Source organism: Nocardioides sp. JS614 (assembly GCF_000015265.1).
GTDB lineage: Bacteria > Actinomycetota > Actinomycetes > Propionibacteriales > Nocardioidaceae > Nocardioides.
Genome location: NC_008699.1, coordinates 2446821 through 2466899, shown reverse-complemented (window position 1 = coordinate 2466899; position 20079 = coordinate 2446821). Strand labels below are relative to the sequence as shown.

21 protein-coding genes are annotated in these 20079 nt (G+C 72.8%); 8 read left to right on the top strand and 13 right to left on the bottom strand.

Annotation, left to right across the window (positions count from 1 at the left end):
* Nucleotides 1–84: 84 nt before the first annotated feature.
* Entirely contained in the window at nt 85–1770 is a 1686-nt protein-coding gene (locus NOCA_RS13190) for a ribonuclease J (protein ID WP_011755763.1), read from the bottom strand.
* Between the two features lie 8 nt (nt 1771–1778).
* Complete coding sequence (gene dapA, locus NOCA_RS13185) at nt 1779–2675, bottom strand: 4-hydroxy-tetrahydrodipicolinate synthase (RefSeq protein WP_011755762.1); 897 nt, start codon at nt 2673–2675, stop codon at nt 1779–1781.
* A 112-nt stretch (nt 2676–2787) separates the two neighbouring features.
* Here dapA and NOCA_RS13180 point away from each other — a divergent pair, with 112 nt between their 5' ends.
* Nucleotides 2788–3300: a flavodoxin domain-containing protein gene (locus tag NOCA_RS13180; RefSeq protein WP_011755761.1), complete on the top strand. Its 513-nt coding sequence runs from the start codon at nt 2788–2790 to the stop codon at nt 3298–3300.
* Between the two features lie 24 nt (nt 3301–3324).
* Here NOCA_RS13180 and NOCA_RS13175 read toward each other — a convergent pair whose 3' ends face one another.
* Genes NOCA_RS13175 through gcvT form a run of 7 tightly spaced genes read right to left on the bottom strand, consistent with a single transcriptional unit; the run spans nt 3325 to nt 9419 of the window.
* Nucleotides 3325–4248, bottom strand: coding sequence for an LLM class F420-dependent oxidoreductase (locus NOCA_RS13175; protein ID WP_041546533.1), 924 nt, complete (start codon nt 4246–4248; stop codon nt 3325–3327).
* Nucleotides 4249–4261: 13 nt separating this feature from the next.
* Nucleotides 4262–4744, bottom strand: coding sequence for a dihydrofolate reductase (locus tag NOCA_RS13170; protein WP_011755759.1), 483 nt, complete (start codon nt 4742–4744; stop codon nt 4262–4264).
* Nucleotides 4745–4763: 19 nt separating this feature from the next.
* Nucleotides 4764–5585: a thymidylate synthase gene (locus NOCA_RS13165; RefSeq protein WP_011755758.1), complete on the bottom strand. Its 822-nt coding sequence runs from the start codon at nt 5583–5585 to the stop codon at nt 4764–4766.
* A 16-nt stretch (nt 5586–5601) separates the two neighbouring features.
* The gene (locus NOCA_RS13160; RefSeq protein ID WP_011755757.1) at nt 5602–6423 is read right to left on the bottom strand and encodes a PhzF family phenazine biosynthesis protein; all 822 of its coding nucleotides are present in this window, start codon (nt 6421–6423) and stop codon (nt 5602–5604) included.
* Nucleotides 6424–6447: 24 nt separating this feature from the next.
* Nucleotides 6448–7986 carry a sigma factor-like helix-turn-helix DNA-binding protein gene (locus NOCA_RS25870; protein ID WP_049774352.1) on the bottom strand — a complete coding sequence of 513 codons (1539 nt, stop codon included), beginning with the start codon at nt 7984–7986 and terminating at the stop codon, nt 6448–6450.
* Nucleotides 7987–8041: 55 nt separating this feature from the next.
* Nucleotides 8042–8302 (bottom strand): hypothetical protein, encoded by a 261-nt coding sequence (locus NOCA_RS13150; RefSeq protein ID WP_011755755.1) that lies wholly within the window; start codon nt 8300–8302, stop codon nt 8042–8044.
* Nucleotide 8303: 1 nt separating this feature from the next.
* Nucleotides 8304–9419: a glycine cleavage system aminomethyltransferase GcvT gene (gene gcvT / locus NOCA_RS13145; RefSeq protein WP_011755754.1), complete on the bottom strand. Its 1116-nt coding sequence runs from the start codon at nt 9417–9419 to the stop codon at nt 8304–8306.
* Between the two features lie 41 nt (nt 9420–9460).
* Here gcvT and NOCA_RS13140 point away from each other — a divergent pair, with 41 nt between their 5' ends.
* Complete coding sequence (locus NOCA_RS13140) at nt 9461–10969, top strand: leucyl aminopeptidase (RefSeq protein WP_041546532.1); 1509 nt, start codon at nt 9461–9463, stop codon at nt 10967–10969.
* Between the two features lie 10 nt (nt 10970–10979).
* Here NOCA_RS13140 and NOCA_RS13135 read toward each other — a convergent pair whose 3' ends face one another.
* Nucleotides 10980–11348 (bottom strand): hypothetical protein, encoded by a 369-nt coding sequence (locus tag NOCA_RS13135; protein ID WP_041547577.1) that lies wholly within the window; start codon nt 11346–11348, stop codon nt 10980–10982.
* Nucleotides 11349–11495: 147 nt separating this feature from the next.
* Here NOCA_RS13135 and lpdA point away from each other — a divergent pair, with 147 nt between their 5' ends.
* The 3 genes from lpdA to NOCA_RS13120 are packed head-to-tail and all read left to right on the top strand — an operon-like array spanning nt 11496 to nt 15608.
* A complete protein-coding gene (gene lpdA, locus NOCA_RS13130; protein ID WP_011755751.1) occupies nt 11496–12875 on the top strand; it encodes a dihydrolipoyl dehydrogenase in 1380 nt (459 codons plus the stop codon).
* 35 nt (nt 12876–12910) lie between these two features.
* Complete coding sequence (sucB, locus tag NOCA_RS13125; RefSeq protein ID WP_011755750.1) at nt 12911–14704, top strand: 2-oxoglutarate dehydrogenase, E2 component, dihydrolipoamide succinyltransferase; 1794 nt, start codon at nt 12911–12913, stop codon at nt 14702–14704.
* Between the two features lie 7 nt (nt 14705–14711).
* On the top strand, nt 14712–15608 hold the full coding sequence (locus NOCA_RS13120) for a TIGR01777 family oxidoreductase (protein WP_011755749.1): 897 nt from the start codon (nt 14712–14714) through the stop codon (nt 15606–15608).
* Here NOCA_RS13120 and NOCA_RS13115 read toward each other — a convergent pair.
* Complete coding sequence (locus tag NOCA_RS13115; protein ID WP_041546531.1) at nt 15554–16033, bottom strand: hypothetical protein; 480 nt, start codon at nt 16031–16033, stop codon at nt 15554–15556. The genes NOCA_RS13120 and NOCA_RS13115 overlap by 55 nt on opposite strands.
* Here NOCA_RS13115 and lipB point away from each other — a divergent pair.
* From lipB to NOCA_RS13100, 3 genes are read left to right on the top strand one after another with little or no spacing between them, the layout of a single operon-like run.
* Nucleotides 16032–16832, top strand: a complete 801-nt coding sequence (lipB, locus tag NOCA_RS13110; protein WP_083768155.1) for a lipoyl(octanoyl) transferase LipB — start codon at nt 16032–16034, stop codon at nt 16830–16832. The two genes, NOCA_RS13115 and lipB, sit on opposite strands and share 2 nt — an antisense overlap.
* 39 nt (nt 16833–16871) lie before the next feature.
* A complete protein-coding gene (gene lipA / locus NOCA_RS13105) occupies nt 16872–17822 on the top strand; it encodes a lipoyl synthase (protein ID WP_011755746.1) in 951 nt (316 codons plus the stop codon).
* A 36-nt stretch (nt 17823–17858) separates the two neighbouring features.
* Nucleotides 17859–18575 (top strand): DUF4191 domain-containing protein, encoded by a 717-nt coding sequence (locus tag NOCA_RS13100; RefSeq protein ID WP_011755745.1) that lies wholly within the window; start codon nt 17859–17861, stop codon nt 18573–18575.
* Nucleotides 18576–18580: 5 nt separating this feature from the next.
* On the opposite strand, the gene NOCA_RS13095 is transcribed toward NOCA_RS13100, so the two are convergent.
* Both NOCA_RS13095 and NOCA_RS13090 read right to left on the bottom strand, forming a co-directional pair.
* Nucleotides 18581–19429: a hypothetical protein gene (locus NOCA_RS13095; protein ID WP_041546530.1), complete on the bottom strand. Its 849-nt coding sequence runs from the start codon at nt 19427–19429 to the stop codon at nt 18581–18583.
* Between the two features lie 74 nt (nt 19430–19503).
* A complete protein-coding gene (locus tag NOCA_RS13090) occupies nt 19504–19917 on the bottom strand; it encodes an RDD family protein (protein ID WP_238383472.1) in 414 nt (137 codons plus the stop codon).
* Between the last annotated feature and the right edge of the window lie 162 nt (nt 19918–20079).

Sequence of the window (20079 nt, the reverse complement as noted above, 5' to 3'; positions counted from 1 at the left end):
TGCCACTTCGGGCCCGAAACTTCGGCCGAGAAGTTCCAGTTTCCCCGGTTCACCGGGGAAACCGACCTGGTCGGCGCGACTGCCTCAGGCCTCGATCACCACGGGGATGATCATCGGGCGGCGGCGGTGGGTGGCGCTGACCCAACGACCGACCACGCGGCGCACCGTCTGCTGGAGCTGGTAGGAGTCGGTGTTGCCCTCGGCGACCGCGAGGTCGAGCGCGTCGATGATCGGCTGCTTGATCTCGTCGAAGGTCGAGTCGTCCTCGGCGAAACCGCGGGCGTGGATCTCCGGGCCACCGGCGACCTTGCCGCTGACCGAGTCGACCACGACGATCACCGAGATGAAGCCCTCCTCGCCGAGGATGCGCCGGTCCTTGAGGTCGGACTCGGTGATGTCGCCGACCGAGGAGCCGTCGACGAAGACGTACCCGCAGTCCACCTTGCCCGCGATCGAGGCGACGCCGTCGATCAGGTCGACCACCACGCCGTCCTCGGCGATCACGACGTTCTCGACGCCGGTCTCCCGGGCGAGCTCTCCGTTGGCGAGCATGTGCCGGATCTCGCCGTGCACCGGCAGCACGTTGCGCGGCTTGACGATGTTGTAGCAGTAGAGCAGCTCGCCGGCGCTGGCGTGACCGGACACGTGCACCATCGCGTTCCCCTTGTGCACGACCCGCGCCCCCCACCGGGCCAGGCCGTTGATCACCCGGTACACGGCGTTCTCGTTGCCCGGGATCAGGCTCGAGGCGAGCAGGACGGTGTCGCCCTCCTCGATGTGCACGAAGTTGTGGTTGCGCTGGGCGATCCGCGACAGCGCACTCATCGGTTCGCCCTGGGAGCCCGTCGAGATCAGCACCTGGCGCTCGGGAGGCAGGTCGGCGAGGTCCTTGGTGTCCACCAGCACGCTCGGCGGGACTTGGAGGTAGCCCAGGTCGCGGGCGATGCCCATGTTGCGGACCATCGAGCGGCCGACGTACGCGACCTGACGTTCGTGGGCGTACGCCGCGTCCAGCACCTGCTGGACCCGGTGCACGTGGGAGGCGAAGCACGCGACGATGATCCGCTGCTTGGAGTCGCGGAAGACCTGGTCGATCACCGGGGTGATGGCCTTCTCCGCCGGGGTGAAGCCGGGTGTCTCGGCGTTCGTGGAGTCGGTGAGGAAGAGGTCGACGCCCTCCTCCCCCAGCCGCGCGAACGCTCGCAGGTCCGTGATCCGGCCGTCCAGCGGCAGCTGGTCCATCTTGAAGTCACCCGTGTGCAGCACCATGCCGGCGCCGGTGCGGATGGCGACCGCGAGCGCGTCGGGGATCGAGTGGTTGACCGCCACGAACTCCAGGTCGAACGGGCCGAAGCGCGCCCGGTCGCCCTCCCGGACCACGTGGTGCACGGTCTCCCTGAGCCGGTGCTCGCGCAGCTTGCTGCCGAGCAGCGCCAACGTCAGCTCCGACCCGACGAGCGGGATGTCCCCCCGCTCGCGCAGCAGGTACGGCGTCGCGCCGATGTGGTCCTCGTGCCCGTGGGTCAGCACCAGCGCCTCGACGTCGTCGAGCCGGTCGCGGATCGAGGACCAGTCCGGGAGGATCAGGTCGACGCCGGGGTGGTGGTCCTCCGGGAACAGCACCCCGCAGTCGACCAGCAGCAGGCGCCCGTCGTACTCGAAGGCCGTCATGTTGCGGCCGACCTCGCCCAGCCCGCCCAGCGGGATGACCCGCAGGCCCCCCGTCGGAAGTGCGGCCGGTGCGGAGAGCTCGGGATGGGGATGACTCATCTGGTTCCTTACAGGAGGCCGGATGCGGCGAGCCCTGCTCGCAGCGCGGCCACCTCGTCGTCGTCCAACGGCACCAGCGGTGCCCGGACGTTGCGGTTGTCGAGGACGCCGAGCAGCTGGAGCGCTGCTTTGGCGGTGGTCGCTCCGTAGTTGGGGACGCCCATGACGGCGTCGATCGCGGGGAGCAGCCGCGTGAAGATCTCGAGCGCGCCGGCGTGGTCGCCGGCCTGGAAGGTGTCGGCCATCGCCTTGAACTGCTCGCCGGCGGCGTGCCCGACGACGGAGACGAAGCCGGCGGCGCCGTGCGCGAGCCAGCCGAGGTTGTTCGCGTCGTCGCCGGAGTAGAGGGCGTAGCCCAGCTGCATGATCTTGACGCCGCGGGTGAAGTCGCCGACGGCGTCCTTGACCGCGACGACGGTCTCCAGCCGGATCGCCGCCTCATAGGTCTCGAGCGCGATCTGGGTGCCGGTGCGGCCGGGGACGTCGTAGAGCATGACCGGGACGTCGCTGGCCTCGGCAACGGCCGTGAAGTGGTGCAGGACGCCCGCCTGGCCGGGCTTGTTGTAGTAGGGCGTGACCAGCAGCAGCCCGTCGGCGCCCAGCTTGGCGGCCTGCTCGGCCAGCTCGACCGAGTGTGCCGTGGAGTTGGTGCCGACGCCGGCCACGACGACCGCGCGGCCACCGACCGCGTCCTTGACCGCGGCCAGGATCGCGCCGTCCTCCGCGGTGGTGGTCGTCGGCGACTCGCCGGTGGTGCCGGAGACCACGACCCCGTCGTGGCCGTGGTCGACGAGGTAGGCGGCGATCCGGGCGGTGCCCTCGAGGTCCACCGACCCGTCGTCGTGGAAGGCGGTGGCCATCGCCGTGAGCACACGACCGAAGGGAGCGGCGGGCGCGGAGGTCATGTCCTACAGGCTATCGCTCCGCGCGCCGGGTCCTTCGGACCCGTCGCCGCGGGGCCTTGTTCCCTGTGCCGGCTCCGCCGTCCCCCGGCAGGGTGAGAGCGAGGAGGACTACATGTCTGTGCTTGTGGCATTCGCCAGCAGGTACGGCGCGACGCGCCAGATCGCCCAGCAGATCGGAGCCGTGCTCTCGGTCGCCGGACACGACGTACGGGTCCGTCCGGCGGCCGCGGTCGAGGCCGTCCGCGACCACGAGGCCGTGGTGCTGGGCAGCTCGGTCTACCGCGGCCACTGGATGGAGCAGGCGGCCGCGTTCGCCGATCGGTACCGCGCCGCGCTCAACGACCGCCCGGTGTGGCTGTTCAGCAGCGGGATGCTCGCGAACGACGAGGGCTCCACCACCGGGCCCTCCGACCTGGACCGGTACGCCGACCTGCTCGGGGCCCGGAGCCGCCAGGCGTTCGGCGGGGCGCTCGTCGTCCGCCGCCTGGACCTGATCGACCAGGCGCTGCGACTGGCGCCGTCACGCCGGCGAGCGCTGCGGTCGGGCGACCTGCGCGACTGGGTCGACATCGACCACTGGGCGCACCAGATCGCGGCCGAGCTCTCCGCCTCGACGCTCGCCTGAGGACGGCCACCCACCCGGGACGCCTCAGACGTGCGGCAGGACCTCCGCGGCCACCAGCCGCAGGTGGTCGAGGTCGGCCAGGTCCAGGACCTGCAGGTAGACCCGCTCGGCGCCGAGCTCGGCGTACCGCCCGATCTTGTCGACCACCTCGGCGGGCGTCCCCGCGAGCCCGTTGACGCGCAGCTCCGCGGGCTCGCGACCGATCGCGGCCGCGCGACGGCCGAGCTCGGCCTCGTCGGCACCGACGCACAGCACCAGCGCGTTGGACCAGGTCAGCGTGCCCGGGTCGCGGCCCTGCTCGGCGCACGCCTCGCGCACCCGCGCGAACTGCGCCGCCGTGGTCGCCTCGTCGACGAACGGCAGGTTGAACTCGTCGGCGTAGCGGGCCGCGAGCTCCGGGGTACGGCGCTTGCCGAGACCGCCGACCAGCACCGGCGGAGCCGGCTGCACGGGCTTGGGCAGCGCCAGCGAGTCCGCGAGCCGGTAGTGCACCCCCTCGAAGTCGAACCGCTCCCCCGCCGGTGTCGCCCACAGCCCGGTGATGATCGCGAGCTGCTCCTCGAACCGGTCGAACCGCTCGGCGGTGCCGGGGAACGGGATGCCGTACGCCGTGTGCTCGGCCTCGAACCAGCCGGCGCCGATGCCGAGCTCGACCCGCCCGCCGCTCATCTGGTCGACGTTGGCGACCGCGATCGCCAGCGGCCCGGGCAGCCGGAACGTCGCGCTGGTCATCATCGTGCCGAGCCGGATGGTCGTGGTCTCCCGGGCCAGGCCGGCCAGGGTCACCCACGCGTCGCTCGGGCCGGGCAGCCCCTCGGTGCCCATCCCGAGGTAGTGGTCGGACCGGAAGAACGCCCCGAAGCCGAGCCGTTCGGCCTCCTGGGCGACCCGCACCAGGTCGTCGAAGGTGGCTCCCTGCTGGGGTTCGGTGAAGACGCGCAGCTCCATGCCCGCCAGCCTGTCAGGCCCGGACAAGCACCACGCGGTCGTACCCGTCGTGCTGCTCGCGGGCGGTCTCGCGCCACTCGCTGCGGTCGAACTCGGGGTAGAACGCGTCGCCCTGCGGCTCCAGGTCCACCTCGCTGAGCACCTGCTCGTCGGCGACCGGCAGCGCGGCGGCGTACACCTGGCCGCCTCCGGCGACCATCACCTCGCCCTCGAGCGTGTCGGCGAGCGCGAGGGCCGCCGGCAGGTCGTGGGCGACATGCACCCCCTCGGCCGACCAGTCCGGGGACCGGGTGAGCACGATCGTGGTGCGCCCGGGCAGCGGCCGGCCGATCGAGTCGTAGGTCGCCCGGCCCATCACCAGGATGTGCCCCCAGGTCAGGCCCTTGAACAGCCGCTGCTCCCCGGGCAGCTGCCAGGGGATGTCGGGGCCGTCGCCGATCACGCCGTTGCGCGCCACGGCGGCGACGAGGACGACGCGCTTGCCGCCGGGGGTCATCGGCCGCTCACCTGCCGGCTCATACGGCGATGGGGGCCTTGATTCCGGGGTGCGGGTCGTAGCCCTCGACCGCGATGTGCTCGAGGTCGAACGCGTCCAGCTCGGTCACCGACGAGTCGAGCACCAGCCGGGGCAGCGGCCGCGGCTCCCGCGTGAGCTGGAGCCGCGCCTGGTCGAGGTGGTTGGAGTACAGGTGCGCATCGCCGAGGGTGTGCACGAAGTCGCCGACCTCGAGGCCGGTCACCTGCGCGACCATGTGGGTGAGCAGGGCGTACGACGCGATGTTGAACGGCACGCCGAGGAAGACGTCCGCAGAGCGCTGGTAGAGCTGGCAGCTGAGCCGCCCCGGCCCGGACTCCTCCCCAGGTCCAGGCGGCGCGACGTAGAACTGGAACATCGTGTGGCACGGCGCGAGCGCCATGTCGGGGATGTCCGCGACGTTCCACGCCGACACGACGTGGCGCCGCGAGTCCGGGGAGTCACGGATCTGCTCGACCACCTGGGCGATCTGGTCGACGTGCCGCCCGTCAGGAGTCGGCCAGGAGCGCCACTGGTAGCCGTAGACCGGTCCCAGGTCGCCCTGCTCGTCGGCCCACTCGTCCCAGATCGTGATGCCGCGGTCCTGGAGCCACTTCACGTTCGTGTCGCCGCGCAGGAACCACAGCAGCTCCCCGAAGACCGAGCGGGTGTGCACCTTCTTGGTGGTCACGAGCGGGAACCCGGCGCGCAGGTCGAAGCGCATCTGGTGCCCGAAGACGCTCAGCGTCCCGGTGCCGGTGCGGTCGCCCTTGGGGACGCCTTCGTCGACGACGCGCTGGAGGAGGTCGAGGTAGGCCCGCACGTTGCGAGCGTAGCCGTCAGAGATCCACGGAGCCGCTGATCGTCGTCCGGGTGTCGCCGCCGACCCACACCGTCTGCCCCTCCTTCACCACGTGCACCCGCCCGGCACGCAGCAGCGCGGTCCCCTGGGACGCGACGTACGCCGAGGGCAGGCGGCTGCCCGCCAGCCACTGGCCGATCCCGGCGTTGAGCGAGCCGGTCACCGGGTCCTCCGGAATGCCGAGGTCCGGGCAGAACGCCCGCACCTCGACGTCGGCCGGACCGTCCGCTGCGTGGCGGCCCACGACACCGATCTGGCGGTCGCCGAACGCCGCCCAGTCGGGCCGCAGCCCGAGCACGGTCTCCGCGTCCGCGAGCAGGACGCCGACCCAGCCCGGCCCGTTGTCGATCCAGGCGGCCTCGAGGAGGTCGTCGCGGCGCACCCTCAGCGCACGGACGATCGCGTCCAGATCGGCGTCGTCGACCGGGCCGGAGCGGATGAGGGGCGGTGCCGCGAAGGCGAGGGTGGTGCCCCGCCGGAGCCGCACCAGCCCGGCGCCACACTCCTGGACGAGCTCGCCGTCGGTGGCGGGGACGCCGCCGGCCTCGAGCCAGGCGTGCGCGCTGCCCAGCGTGGGGTGGCCGGCGAACGGCAGCTCCCCGCCCGGCGTCCAGATCCGCAGGCGGTAGTCCGCCCCGGCCTGGGTCGGCGCGAGCAGGAAGGTCGTCTCGGAGAGGTTCGTCCACCGCGCGAACGCCGCCATCTGCTCGTCGGTCACCCCGTCGGCGTCGTGCACGACTGCGACCGGGTTGCCGCGCAGCGGCTGGCTGGAGAAGACGTCGACCTGGCTGAAGCGCATGCCGGGAGTCTGGCAGCGACCCGCTCAGTGGCCCAGCAGCGGCCGCTCACCCGGGCGCGCCAGCGGGATCACGTCGTGGCACACCACGGGGTCCAGGTCGCAGGTGCGCAGCATGACCAGCGGCTCGGTGTTGCCGTCGACCGCCGGCGGTGCGCCGATCTCGGAGCGGGGCGCGACCAAGTAGCTCACCGTGTGGTTGGGGCCGAACGTCGCGTCCAGGGCGAGCTCGCCGGCGGCCAGCCCGGAGCGCATCCGGTCGCCGGAGCGCGCGTCGTACAGCAGCGGCCGGAACGGCACCGAGCCGTCGCCGGCCCGGCTCAGCACGAAGTTGCCGCCGGGCGAGAGCAGGGCGCCGATCCCCGGACGCAGGTTCGCGACCCGGAAGATCGCCTGCACGATCTCGATCCCGCGGGAGTCGGCGTAGACCCGGCTGGCCGACTCCACGTCCAGCAGGCCGGTGCGGTCCAGCAGCATCGGGTCCCCCGCCGGCTCCCACTGGAAGTCGCCCTCGGTCGTCGTGTAGTAGACCCGCGCCTGGTCGACGGCCAGCACCGAGCCCGACCCGGGCAGGTCCAGGCCGGTGTCCTTGCCCGACACGAGGTTGTGCACCACCAGGCGGGGTACGTCGGCGGAGGGATCCACCCACGCGGCCCAGTCGGTCTGGTCCGACACCGCCACCCTGGCGTCGGGCGCGGTCCGGCCGATCTCGGTGACCGCGCCGTCGCCCGCGGCGAACCAGACCGTCCCCTCGGCGTCGGTGAACACGGCCCCGTCGTTGACCGCCGCGAGGTCGCCCACGGCCGGCATCCGGATGGCGACCGTCGAGAGGTGCAGCAGCCCGCCGGCGTACCAGGGCACGTCGACGGGGTTCGGCTGCGGCAGGACCACCCAGTCGGCGTCCGCCGGCCGCTCGGCCGGCGAACGGGACAGCGCCCAGCCGGCCGCCGCGAGGACGAGGACGGCTGCGGCGACCGAGGCGACCACGATCCTCCGGCGTCGGCGGCGCCGGACACCGGCCTCCGCGACCACGCCGTCGAAGGGCGGGGCGAGCACCTCGATGGACTCGGTCACGATCCGCAGGTCCTCGGGGGACGCCGGCGCGCTGATCCTGCGGACCGGGCGGTCCAGCACCTCGGCCACCTGGGTCTCGGAGAGGCCGGCGACGACGTGGAGCACCACCGCCTCGCGGTCCCCCGGCGTCAGCTCGGCGAGCCGCGCCTCGAGCCGCCGGCGCAGCTCGGCCGGGTCGACGACCTGGTGCTCGCTCCCGGCCTCGGTCCGGGGCGGGGCCTGGCTGCCGGGCTCGCCCCCAGACTCGACCGGCGGCACCGGCGGCACCGGCGGGCGCTTGCGGCGGTGCCAGACGTCGAGCACCACGCGGTAGACGGTGGCGTCGACGTCGTCGGTCTCGAGCACCTCGTCCCAGGCGGCGTAGCACCGGGCCAGGCCGGTCTGCGCGATCGCCTCCGCCGCGCCGGGCGGGCAGCCGATCAGCAGCAGCGACCGCAGCAGGAACGGCCAGCGCGCTGCCAGGTACGCCGCGAAGTCGGCGTCGTTCCGCATGCCCGACATCCTTCTCCTGGTGCCGGTCGCCCACCAAGGGCCGAGGCCACGGCCCCTACTGTGCGTGCAGGGACATCGGTCCGTAGACGCGACGGTCGTGCTCGAACAGGGTGACCGCGTCGACGCCCTCGGCCGCCAGGTCCGACCAGGTCTCCCCGACCCAGGACTCGGCGTCGGCCTGGCTCGAGAACCGCTCGCCGGCGAGGTCCGGCCCGACGGTGACCTCGTCGCCGGCGGCGTTCTCGAGCCGCCACCACCAGGGCCGCTCGGTCGGCGACGGTGGGCGGAACGTGGCGGGCTGGTCGGGCAGGTTCATCTCAGCCCTCCCGCACGGACGGGTCGAGGAACGGCGGCTTCACGAGCTGGAAGACCTCGCGACGGCCGCGGATGTCGACGCCGACCTCGGCCTCCGGGTCGACGAACGACGGGATCAGCGCCAGGCCGATGCCCTTGCGCAGGGTGGGCGAGAAGGTTCCGGAGGTGACCTCGCCGAGCAGCACGTCGGGGGTGAGGCTCACGCTCATGTGCGGGCGCGGGATGCCGCGACCGGTGGCGACCAGGCCCCGCAGCTGGCGCTTCGGGCCGGCCGCCTTCTCGGCGGTGAGCTTGTCGCGGCCCCAGAAGGCGTCCTTGCGCCATCCGACCGCCCAGCCCAGGCGCGCCTCGTTCGGGGTGACGTCGAGGGAGATGTCCTGGCCGTGCAGCGGGTAGCCCATCTCGGTGCGCAGCGTGTCGCGGGCGCCGAGCCCGCAGGGCAGCATCCCGAACTCCTCGCCGGCGGCGAGCAGCGCGTCCCAGAGCGGCTCGGCGACCGCGTTCGGTGCGATCAGCTCGTAGCCGCGCTCGCCGGTGTAGCCGGTGCGGCAGACCACGACGGTCTCGTCGGCGAACGTCTGCTCGACGAAGGACATGTAGTCGTGGCCGGTCGGCAGCCCCACCTCGGCCAGCACCTCGTCCGATCGGGTGCCCTGCACGGCGAGCACCACGAAGTCGCGGTGCCGGTCGGTGACCGTGACCCCGTCCGGGGCCACCGCCGCGAGCCGGCGGACCACCTCGGCGGTGTTGGCGGCGTTGGGCACCAGCAGCACCCGGTCCTCGGCGTGCAGGTAGACGATCAGGTCGTCGACCACGCCACCGGTCGCGTCGTCGCAGCACAGCGTGTACTGCGCCTGGCCGGGGCCGATCCGGTCGAGGTCGTTGGTCAGCGTGCGGTTGACGAACGCGGCGGCGCCCGGCCCCGCCACCACGGCCTTGCCGAGGTGGCTGACGTCGAAGATGCCGACCGACTCGCGCACCGCGGTGTGCTCCTTGACGATGCCGGTGGAGTACTCCAACGGCATCGACCAGCCGCCGAAAGCGGCGAACTTGGCCCCGAGGGCCACGTGACGTGCGTGGAGCGGGGAGCGCAGCTCCTGTTCGTGGAGGTCCACCATGGCCGCGAACCTACCGCAGCACCCCGGACTATCCTGCCCCGGTGACGTCGTACACCATGCGCAGCGCCAGCCCCGCCAAGACCCGCAGCGACGCCGTCGTGGTGGGGGTCGTCCAAGGCGCCAAGGGGCCGACCCTCGCCGACGGCGGCGAGGACGTCGCCTCCGCCTACGGCCGCAAGCTGCGCCCCCTGCTCGCCACGCTCGGGGTGACCGGCAAGGCGGGCGAGGTCGCCAAGGTCCCGACCAGCGGCGCGATCACCTCCCCGCTGCTGGTGCTGGTCGGGCTCGGCGCGACCCCCGACACCGAGGCGGTACGCCGGGGCGCGGGCGTCGCGGCTCGCGCGGTCACCAACGCCGCCTCGGTCGCGATCGCACTGCCCGCCGGGACGCCCGAGCTGGTCCGCGCCGTGACCGAGGGCTACGAGCTCGGGGGCTACACGTTCACGACGTACAAGAAGCCGGCCGCGGAGGCGAAGGGCGCACCGGCCGACGTGGTCCTGCTCAGCGGCGCCGCGCGCAAGAAGGACGTGGTAGCCGCGTTCGAGCAGGCGCGGATCGTCTCCGCCGCCGTCGCGGCGACCCGGGACTGGGTCAACACGCCGCCCGGCGACCTGACCCCGCCCGCCTTCGCCGACACCGTCGCCGAGGCGACCAAGGCACTCACCAAGGGGCGCGGCGCCCCGAAGGTGTCCATCCGGGTCCTCGACGAGAAGGAGCTCGCCGAGCTCGGCTGCGGCGGCATCCTCGGCGTCGGTGCCGGCTCGTCGGCGCCGCCGCGGCTGGTCGAGCTGAGCTATGCGCCGAAGGGCGCCAAGCACCACCTTGCGCTCGTCGGCAAGGGCATCACCTTCGACTCCGGCGGGCTGACCATCAAGCCGGCGCAGAGCATGAGCGAGATGAAGTCGGACATGGCCGGCGCCGCTGCGGTCGTCCAGGCGACGTTCGCGATCGCCCGGCTGGGCCTGCCCGTGCAGGTGTCGACGTACGCGCCGATGGCGGAGAACATGCTGTCGGGCTCGGCGACCCGGCCCGGCGACGTCTTGTCGATGTACGGCGGCACCACGGTCGAGGTGCTCAACACCGACGCCGAGGGCCGCCTGGTGCTCGCCGACGCCCTGGTCCGCGCGACCGAGGTGAAGCCGGACGTGATCATCGACGTCGCCACCCTGACCGGCCACATGGTCGTCGCCTTGGGCGACCGGGTCAGCGGCGTGCTCGGGTCGACCGACGTCGTCGACGACGTGCTCGCGGCCGCCGGCACGGCCGGCGAGGCGATGTGGCCGATGCCGATCCCGGAGTCGATGCGCGAGCGGATCACCTCCAGCAAGATCGCCGACCTCGCCCAGCACGACTGGACCCGGTGGGGCGGCGGGCTGTTCGCCGCGGCGTTCCTGCGCGAGTTCACCGGGGGCCTGCCCTGGGCGCACCTCGACATCGCCGGGCCGTCGTTCAACTCCGGCGGCGCCTGGGGGCACGTCACCGCCGGCGGCACCGGTGTCGCCGTCGCCACCCTGGTCGACTACGCCCGGGCACTGTCCGAGCAGAAGTAGGCGGGCGGGTTCAGAGCCCGCCCTCGAGCTTCTTGCGCCGGTTGTAGTCCCGCATCCGCTGCGGGATGCCGACGACCGCGGCGTCGTAGGAGGGGATCTGCTGGCGGTTGCAGAAGTCGTGCGCCCAGCCGATCGAGGGCACCCGGCGCCGGGTCCACTCTCCGTCGTGGGCGACCAGCAGCAACGTCACGTCGCTGACGGCGGTGCGCGGCTCGACGAAGCCCTCGACGCCGCGCCGATCGCTCACCCAGGAGTGCAGGTGCTCGAGGTCCACCGAGTCCGACGCGCGCACCCGGGTCGACCCGGTCCGGTAGGCGTCCCGCGCGGGGCGCCGCATCTTCGGGCCCGAGCTGCGCCGGAGCCGGTCCATCCATGACATGCCGACCAGTGTGCCAACAACCCGGGCGAACCCACGGGAGATCGCCGCAAGGTGCGCCGCCAGGTTCGCCGCGGTGACCACGAGGTGACCCGCGAGTAGCCCGGAGGCCGGTGTGGACACGTTGCGCGGAAGTGCAAGGATGGGCGGGTGGCCGACGCCGACTTCGACGTACTCATCCTCGGTGCGGGCTCCGGCGGTTACGCCTGCGCCCTGCGCTCAGCACAGCTGGGCCTGTCCGTGGGCCTGGTGGAGAAGTCGCACCTGGGCGGCACCTGCCTGCACATCGGCTGCATCCCGACCAAGGCGCTGCTGCACGCCGCCGAGGTCGCGGACCAGGCCCGCGAGGCCGAGACGTTCGGAGTGCGCGCCACCCTGGAGGGCATCGACATGGCGGGGGTCAACGCCTACAAGGACGGTGTCGTCTCGCGGCTGTTCAAGGGCCTCACCGGCCTGATCAAGGGCCGCGGCATCACGGTGATCGAGGGCGCCGGCCGGCTCACCGGCCCGCGGACGGTCACCGTCGGCGAGACGGCGTACACCGGCAAGCACGTGGTGCTCGCGTCCGGCTCGTACGCCCGCACCCTGCCCGGGCTCGAGATCGACGGCGAGCGGGTGATCACCTCCGACCACGCCTTGCGGCTGGATCGGGTGCCCGCCTCGGTCGTGGTGCTCGGCGGCGGCGTCATCGGCTGCGAGTTCGCCAGCGTGTGGCGCAGCTTCGGTGCCGACGTGACCATCGTCGAGGCGCTGCCGCGGCTGGTGGCCGTCGAGGACGAGGCGTCCTCCAAGGCGCTGGAGCGGGCGTTCCGCAAGCGCGGCATCGTGTTCCGCACCGGCACCCCGTTCCAGAGCGTCAAGCACACCGACACCGGCGTCGCGGTGACCGTCGAGGGGGGCGACGTGATCGAGGCCGACCTGCTGCTTGTCGCAGTCGGTCGCGGGCCGGTCACCGAAGGCCTCGGCTACGACGAGCAGGGCGTGACCATGGACCGCGGGTTCGTGCTCACCGACGAGCGGTGCCGCACCAACCTGGACGGCGTGTACGCCGTCGGCGACATCGTCCCCGGCCCGCAGCTGGCGCACCGCGGCTTCCAGCAGGGCATCTTCGTCGCCGAGGACATCGCGGGCCTCGACCCGAGCCCGATCGACGAGGCCGGCATCCCCCGCGTGACGTACTCGCACCCGGAGGTCGCCTCCGTCGGGCTCGACGAGGCGCGTGCGGCGGAGACCTACGGCGCCGACGGCATCGAGACGCTCACCTACGACCTGGGCGGCAACGGCAAGAGCCAGATCCTCAAGACCCAGGGCTTCGTGAAGCTGATCCGTCGCAAGGACGGCCCCGTCGTGGGCGTGCACATGGTCGGCGACCGGGTCGGCGAGCTCATCGGCGAGGCCCAGATGATCTACAACTGGGAGGGGTACCCGGAGGACGTGGCACCCCTTGTCCACGCCCACCCGACGCAGAACGAGGCGCTCGGCGAGGCGCACCTGGCGCTGGCGGGCAAACCCCTGCACGCCCACTCCTGAACCCGAACACCAGCACCTGAAGCGAAGGAAGTCCATTGGCCACCGAAGTCAACCTGCCGGCACTCGGCGAGTCCGTCACCGAAGGCACCGTCACCCGCTGGCTCAAGCAGGTGGGCGACTCGGTGGCCGTCGACGAGCCGCTGCTCGAGGTCTCCACGGACAAGGTCGACACCGAGATCCCCTCCCCCATCGCCGGCACGCTGCTGGAGATCCGGGCCAACGAGGACGACACCGTCGAGGTCGGTGCCGTGCTGGCGGTGATCGGGGACGCCGGTGAGTCTTCGGGTGACTCCGGCGGCGCCCAGGCCGAGGCCCAGCCCGACCCCGAGCCGGAGCCCGAGGCACAGCCCGAGCCGGAGCCCGCCCAGGAGCAGGCGCAGCAGGAGGCGCAGCAGCCCGCTGCCGAGCAGCCGGCCCCGGCGGCCGAGGCCAAGCCGTCCGGTGGCTCCGGGACGGCCGTGACCCTCCCGGCCCTCGGCGAGTCGGTCACCGAGGGCACCGTCACCCGCTGGCTGAAGTCGGTCGGCGACGAGGTCGCCGTGGACGAGCCGCTGCTCGAGGTCTCCACCGACAAGGTCGACACCGAGATCCCCTCGCCGGTCGCCGGCACCCTGCTCGAGATCAAGGTCGCCGAGGACGAGACCGTCGAGGTCGGGGCCGAGCTCGCCGTGATCGGGTCCGGACAGGCCGCGCCGGCCGAGTCGAAGCCCGAGCCGACCCCCGAGCCCGAGCCGGAGCCGACCCCCGAGCCCGAGCCCGAGCCCGAGGCGGCACCCGAGCCCGAGCCGGCACCCGCGCCCCAGGAGCAGGCCGCCCCGCCGGCTCCCGCGCCGGCCGCCGCCGCCCAGCCCACTGCGCAGCCCGCCGCCCAGCCCGTCGCGAGCGGTGACGGCCCGGGCTACGTGACGCCGCTGGTGCGCAAGATGGCCGCCCAGCACGGCGTGGACCTCGCGAGCGTCACCGGCACCGGCGTGGGGGGGAGGATCCGCAAGCAGGACGTGCTCGACGCCGCCAAGGCCCAGCAACAGGCCCAGCAACAGGCCCAGCAGCCCGCCCAGGCGGCTCCGGCCGCCCCGGCTGCCCCCTCGGCACCGGTCTCCTCGGGCGCGCCGTCGCCGCTGCGCGGCACCACGGTGAAGATGTCGCGGCTGCGCAAGATCATCGCCACGCGCATGGTCGACTCGCTGCAGACCTCCGCCCAGCTGACCCAGGTGGTCGAGGTCGACGTCACCAACATCGCGCGGCTGCGCGACGAGGCGAAGGCGGACTTCCTGTCCCGGGAGGGCGTCAAGCTGTCGTACCTGCCGTTCTTCGCGAAGGCCGCGATCGACGCGCTCAAGCACCACCCGGCGCTGAACGCGACCATCGACACCGAGGCGGGCGAGGTCACCTACTACGACCGCGAGAACCTCGCGATCGCGGTGGACACCGAGAAGGGTCTGATCACCCCGGTGATCAAGGACGCGGGCGACCTCTCCATCGCCGGCCTGGCGAAGAAGATCGCCGACGTCGCCCAGCGCACGCGCACCAACAAGATCGGCCCGGACGAGCTCTCGGGCGGGACGTTCACGATCACCAACCTGGGCAGCGTCGGGGCCCTGTGGGACACCCCGATCGTGAACAAGCCGCAGGTCGCGATCCTCGGGCCCGGCGCCGTCGTCAAGCGGCCCGTGGTCATCGACGACCCGAACCTCGGCGAGACGATCGCGGTGCGCTACATGGTCTACCTGGCACTCACCTACGACCACCAGCTGGTCGACGGCGCCGACGCAGGCCGTTTCCTCACCGACGTGAAGCAGCGCCTGGAGTCGGGCCAGTTCGAGGTCTGAGGAGAGCATGTCGCTGACCGTCGTCATCGCCGGCGCCTCCGGCTTCCTCGGCACCCACCTGAGCCGGGAGCTGACCGAGCGCGGCCACGACGTGGTCGCGCTGGTGCGCCGGCCCACGTCGTCGCCGAGCGAGTCGACGTGGGACCCGTACGCCGGCGGCTACGACCGCGAGCTGGTCGAGCGCGCCGACGTGGTGGTCAACCTGGCGGGGTCGCCGACGATCGGCAACCCGCACTCGCGCCGCTGGGCCCGCGCGCTGCGCGAGAGCCGGGTGACCACGACCCGGGTGCTCGCGAGCGCCATCGCCGCGAGCGAGCGGAAGCCGGCCTTCGTCGCCGGGAACGCGATCGCCTGGTACGGCGACCACGGCGAGCAGGTCGTCACCGAGGAGACCCAGAGCAGCGGCGACAGCCTGCTCACCCGCGTCAGCCGCGAGTGGCAGGATGCCGCCGACCCGGCCGCGGCGGCCGGCGCCCGGCTGTGCGTGCTGCGCACCGCCCCGGTGATGGACCGACGGGCGGCGCCGCTCAAGCAGCTGCAGCTGCTCACCCGGCTCGGGCTGGGCGCTCGGCTCGGAGACGGACGACAGCGGATGGCGATGATCTCCCTGCGCGACTGGGTCGGCGGCGTCACCCACCTGGTGGAGCACGAGACGGCCGCCGGCCCGTTCAACGTGTGCTGCCCGCTGACGCCGACCAACGCGGAGTTCACCCAGGCGCTGGCCCGGGCCACCCACCGCAAGGCGTTCCTGGTCGCCCCGCGGTTCGCGATCCGGGCCGGCGCCGGCCCGCTCGCCCCCGAGGCGCTCGGCTCGATCAACCTGCGCCCCGCGGCCCTCGAGGACGCGGGCTACCGGTTCCACGACCGCACGGTGGACGACGTGCTCGGCGCGGGCCTGACCTGAGCCATCCGCCACTCCCCCGCGGCCCGCACCAGCACGAGGCGCCGGGTCGATACCGCGTCGCGCGGCAGCGGGCGGCGTACGCCGGCGCCGACCGCGACCGCGGACGCGAGCCGGTCGGTGACCACCAGCACCAGGCGCCGCCCGGTGTCGGCGCGCACGGACACCGAGAGCACCTGCATCCGCATCCCCTCGACCCGCAGGTCGCGCTCCCGCCAGGCGCGCAGCATCGCGACGTCCACCGCACCGGCCGAGCTGCCGGCGGTGTAGAGCGCGCGCAGCCCCGCGACATCGGACGTGGCCCACGCCGCCGCGCGCTGCTGGTCCCAGTCGTGCAGCACGACGACCGGCCGGGGCGGGGCCGGGTCCGGCGCGGTGCCAGGGCCGAGCAGCGCCAGCAGGAGGGACAGGAGCGGCAGGAGCGGCATGGTCCTCTCCTACCCCGACCGGTGCCCCGGGCCCGCCGTCGTCCACAGGGCGCGCAGTAGGCTCGAGCGCGTGAAGCTCCAAGACGTCGGGATGGTCGAGTACGTCGCCGCGTGGGACCTGCAGCGCGAGGTGCACCAGCAGGTCGCGGACGGCAACGAGCCGGACACCGTGCTGCTGCTCGAGCACCCGCCGGTCTTCACCGCCGGGAAGCGCACCGAGCCGCACGAGCGGCCGGCCGACCCGGGCGGCGCGCCGGTCATCGACGTCGACCGCGGCGGCAAGATCACCTTCCACGGCCCCGGCCAGCTGGTCGGCTACCCGATCGTCACCCTGCCCGACCACGTGCTGGTCGTCGACTACGTGCGCCGGCTCGAGGAGGCGCTGATCCGGGCGTGCGCCGACCTGGGCGTCACCACCGCCCGGGTGCCGGGCCGCAGCGGCGTCTGGCTCAAGGCCGAGCCCGGGAGGTCCGAGGGCGGCGGAGCCCCCCTCGGGGAGCGCAAGGTCGCGGCGATCGGCATCCGGGTCAGCCGCGGCGTGACCATGCACGGGTTCGCCCTCAACTGCGACGTCGACCTCGGGTGGTACGACCGGTTCGTCCCCTGCGGGATCGCGGACGCAGGCGTCACCTCGCTGAGCCGCGAGCTCGGTCGCGACGTCAGCGTGGCCGAGGCGACGCCGTACGTCGAGCGGCGGCTGCGCGAGTACCTCGCCTGGGCGCCGTACGACCCCACGCCCGACTACGAGCCGCGCCCCGACCCGGCCAAGCAGCCGCGGATCGAGCTGCTCACTCCCTGAGGCGGGACCGCCTCCACCCGCCGCGTACAGTTGGCCAACGTGACGCAAGCTCCCCCCTCCCCACAAGCAGAGGGCCGCAAGCTGCTCCGGCTCGAGGCACGCAACTCGGAGACCCCGATCGAGCGCAAGCCCGAGTGGATCAAGACCCGAGCGAAGATGGGTCCGGAGTACCAGCACCTCCAGAACCTGGTGAAGTCCGAGGGACTGCACACCGTGTGCCAGGAGGCCGGCTGCCCCAACATCTACGAGTGCTGGGAGGACCGCGAGGCGACCTTCCTGATCGGCGGCGAGCAGTGCACCCGGCGCTGCGACTTCTGCCAGATCGACACCGGCCGGCCGAAGCCGCTGGACCGCGACGAGCCGCGGCGGGTCGCGGAGTCGGTGCGCACGATGGGCCTGAGGTACGCCACCATCACCGGCGTCACGCGCGACGACCTGATCGACGAGGGCGCCTGGCTGTACGCCGAGACCGTGCGCCAGATCCACGAGCTGAACCCGGGCATCGGCGTGGAGAACCTGATCCCCGACTTCAGCGGCAAGCCGGACCTGCTCGCCCAGGTCTTCGAGTCGCGGCCCGAGGTGCTCGCCCACAACCTCGAGACCGTGCCGCGGATCTTCAAGCGGATCCGTCCGGCGTTCCGCTACGACCGCTCGCTCGACGTGCTGACCCAGGCTCGCGACTTCGGCCTGGTCACGAAGTCCAACCTGATCCTCGGCCTCGGCGAGACCCGCGAGGAGGTCTCGCAGGCCCTGCGCGACCTGCACGCCGCGGGCTGCGAGCTGCTCACCATCACCCAGTACCTCCGCCCCTCGCCGCGGCACCACCCGGTCGAGCGCTGGGTCAAGCCGGAGGAGTTCGTGGAGCTCAAGGACGAGGCCGACGAGGTCGGGTTCACCGGGGTGATGTCCGGGCCGCTCGTCCGTTCGTCCTACCGCGCCGGTCGGCTGTACCGTCAGGCTGTCGAGGCCCGCGAGGGCGTCACGGCCTGATCCCGACCGAACGACTCAGTGAGGCAGCACCAGAAGATGGCGAAGGACCCCAAGCCCGTCGACCCGGACAAGATGAGCCGGCGCAAGCAGTTCGTCGAGACCTACCGGATGGCGAAGCGGTCCGACCCGCGCCTCGGCCTGTGGATCCTCGGCTCGCTGCTGGTCGGCGGTGTGATCGGCTTCGTGGTCTTCTGGATCCTCCCCGGCGAGGGCGCCCTCGGCGTCGTCCTCTCGGTGGTCGGCGCGCTGCTGGTCGGCACCCTGCTGGCGATGATCGTCTTCGGGCGGCGCGCCCAGCGTGCGGCGTACTCCCAGATGGAGGGCCAGCCGGGCGCCGCTGCCGCCGCGCTGCGGATGCTCAAGCGGGGCTGGCGGACGGACCCCGTGATCGCGTTCAACAAGCAGCAGGACGTCGTGCACCGGGTGGTCGGGCCTCCGGGCATCGTGCTCGTGGGCGAGGGCAACCCGAACCGGCTGCGCCAGCTGATGACCGCCGAGCGCCGCAAGCACGAGCGGGTCGCCTCGGAGGTCCCGACCCACGAGGTCGTCTGCGGCAACGACGAGGGTCAGGTCCCGCTGCCCAAGCTGGTCAAGCATGTCCAGAAGCTCGGCAAGACGGTCAAGCCCGCCGAGATGACCGACCTCCTCAACCGGCTCAAGGCGTTGGACGCCAACCGGTCCAACATCCCGCTGCCCAAGGGCCCGGTGCCGACCAGCATGAAGGGCATGCGCGGCCAGCTCCGCGGTCGGTAGGACTCTCAGGCCTGCGGCTCGGTCCCCGGGTGGTCGAACATCGACGGCATGTCGGTGACCTGGTCGGCCGGCGGCGCCTCGACGGACACGTCGGCGCCGAAGTCGGACATCGTCATCTCGACCGATCCCAGGTCGCCCATGGTCGAGGTCAGCCGGGTCACCCGGCCCTGGTCGTCGAGCCAGAGCTCGTAGTCCAGGGTCTTCGGCATGGCCGGGGTCCCGTCGGCCTGCGTGCCCATCGGGCCCAGGCCGCCGACGGCGTCGAGCACGGCCTGCGGGTCGACGCTCGCCCGGTAGTGGTCCAGGTCGCCGTCCGGGCCGACGTAGGTGACGCGCTCCAGGCCCTTCGCCACGATGTCGACCGCCGAGCGCGGGTCGAGCTGCGAGCCGAGCGCCCCCAACGGGCTGTCGGGGTCGTCGAGGTCGAGCTTCCAGAACTTGTCGTGGCTGAGGTGGCCGAGGTCGAGGTACAGCGCGCCGTCGACGATCCGGGCCTCGATCGCGTCGGCGACGAAGTCGGAGGTGATCGTCAGCTGCGCGACCGGGCGGTCACCGCGGTAGTCGGCGTCGCCCTCCCCCGTCATGGCGCCGGCGGAGCCCATCTCGGACCTCATCGTCAGGTGGGCGGTGTCCATCCGCGCCACCCCTGCGGCGAGCAGGTCGGCGAAGTCCGCGGGGTCGACGTCCGTACCTGGCGCCAGGTCCGCGGCAGGAGCGCCGAGCGCGGAGGTCCCGGCCGGGTCCTGCGCGGCAGTCGGGCCCGGGTCGTCGCCGCAGGCGGCCAGCCCGGTCAGCAGCAGCGGGACGGCCGCGAGCGCGGCGAGGGTACGGCGTACGGAGCTCAGGCTGGTCACGACGGGGCCCTTCCGAGAGTGGTCGACGCCTCCAGCATGACCCGGTGCACCCAACGGGCAAACCCCCCGCCGGGTCAGGCCTGTGGAGAACGGACCGTCCCGAGGGTGACCGTGGCGGTGCCGGCCAGCACGTCGTGCAGGCCGCGACGGTCCGGCCGGAACACCAGCGGCGGGATCACCAGGGCGACGGCGACCGCCCGGCCGAGGGAGCGCAGCGGGTCGACCTGCCCGCCGCCGTCGACGCAGACCACCCGCAGCCGCGTGGCCAGCTTGCCGAACGAGCCGCCGACCGTGGCGGTCAGCAGCGCGGACTCGACGACGAACACCAACAGCACGTAGAGACCGCCGGGGCCGCCTGTCCTGGCGTAGTCGGACCAGCCCATGAACAGGACCACCACGAACGTGCTGGCCACCCAGTCGACCAGCAGCGCCAGCACCCGGCGCCCCCACGAGGCGGTCTCGAACGGGACTTCGTGCGGTGCGGTCACGACGGCCAGGGTAGGGCGGGCGGTCGCCGGTCCAGTCATCGGCCACCTGTTACATGCCGGAAACAAACCGGATACGGTCGAGAAACTGGCCGTGCGTACGTTGCGACCACCGCCCGGAGCAGCGTCGCCCCGGTTCTTGCTCACCGAATTTCGGGTTGTCGC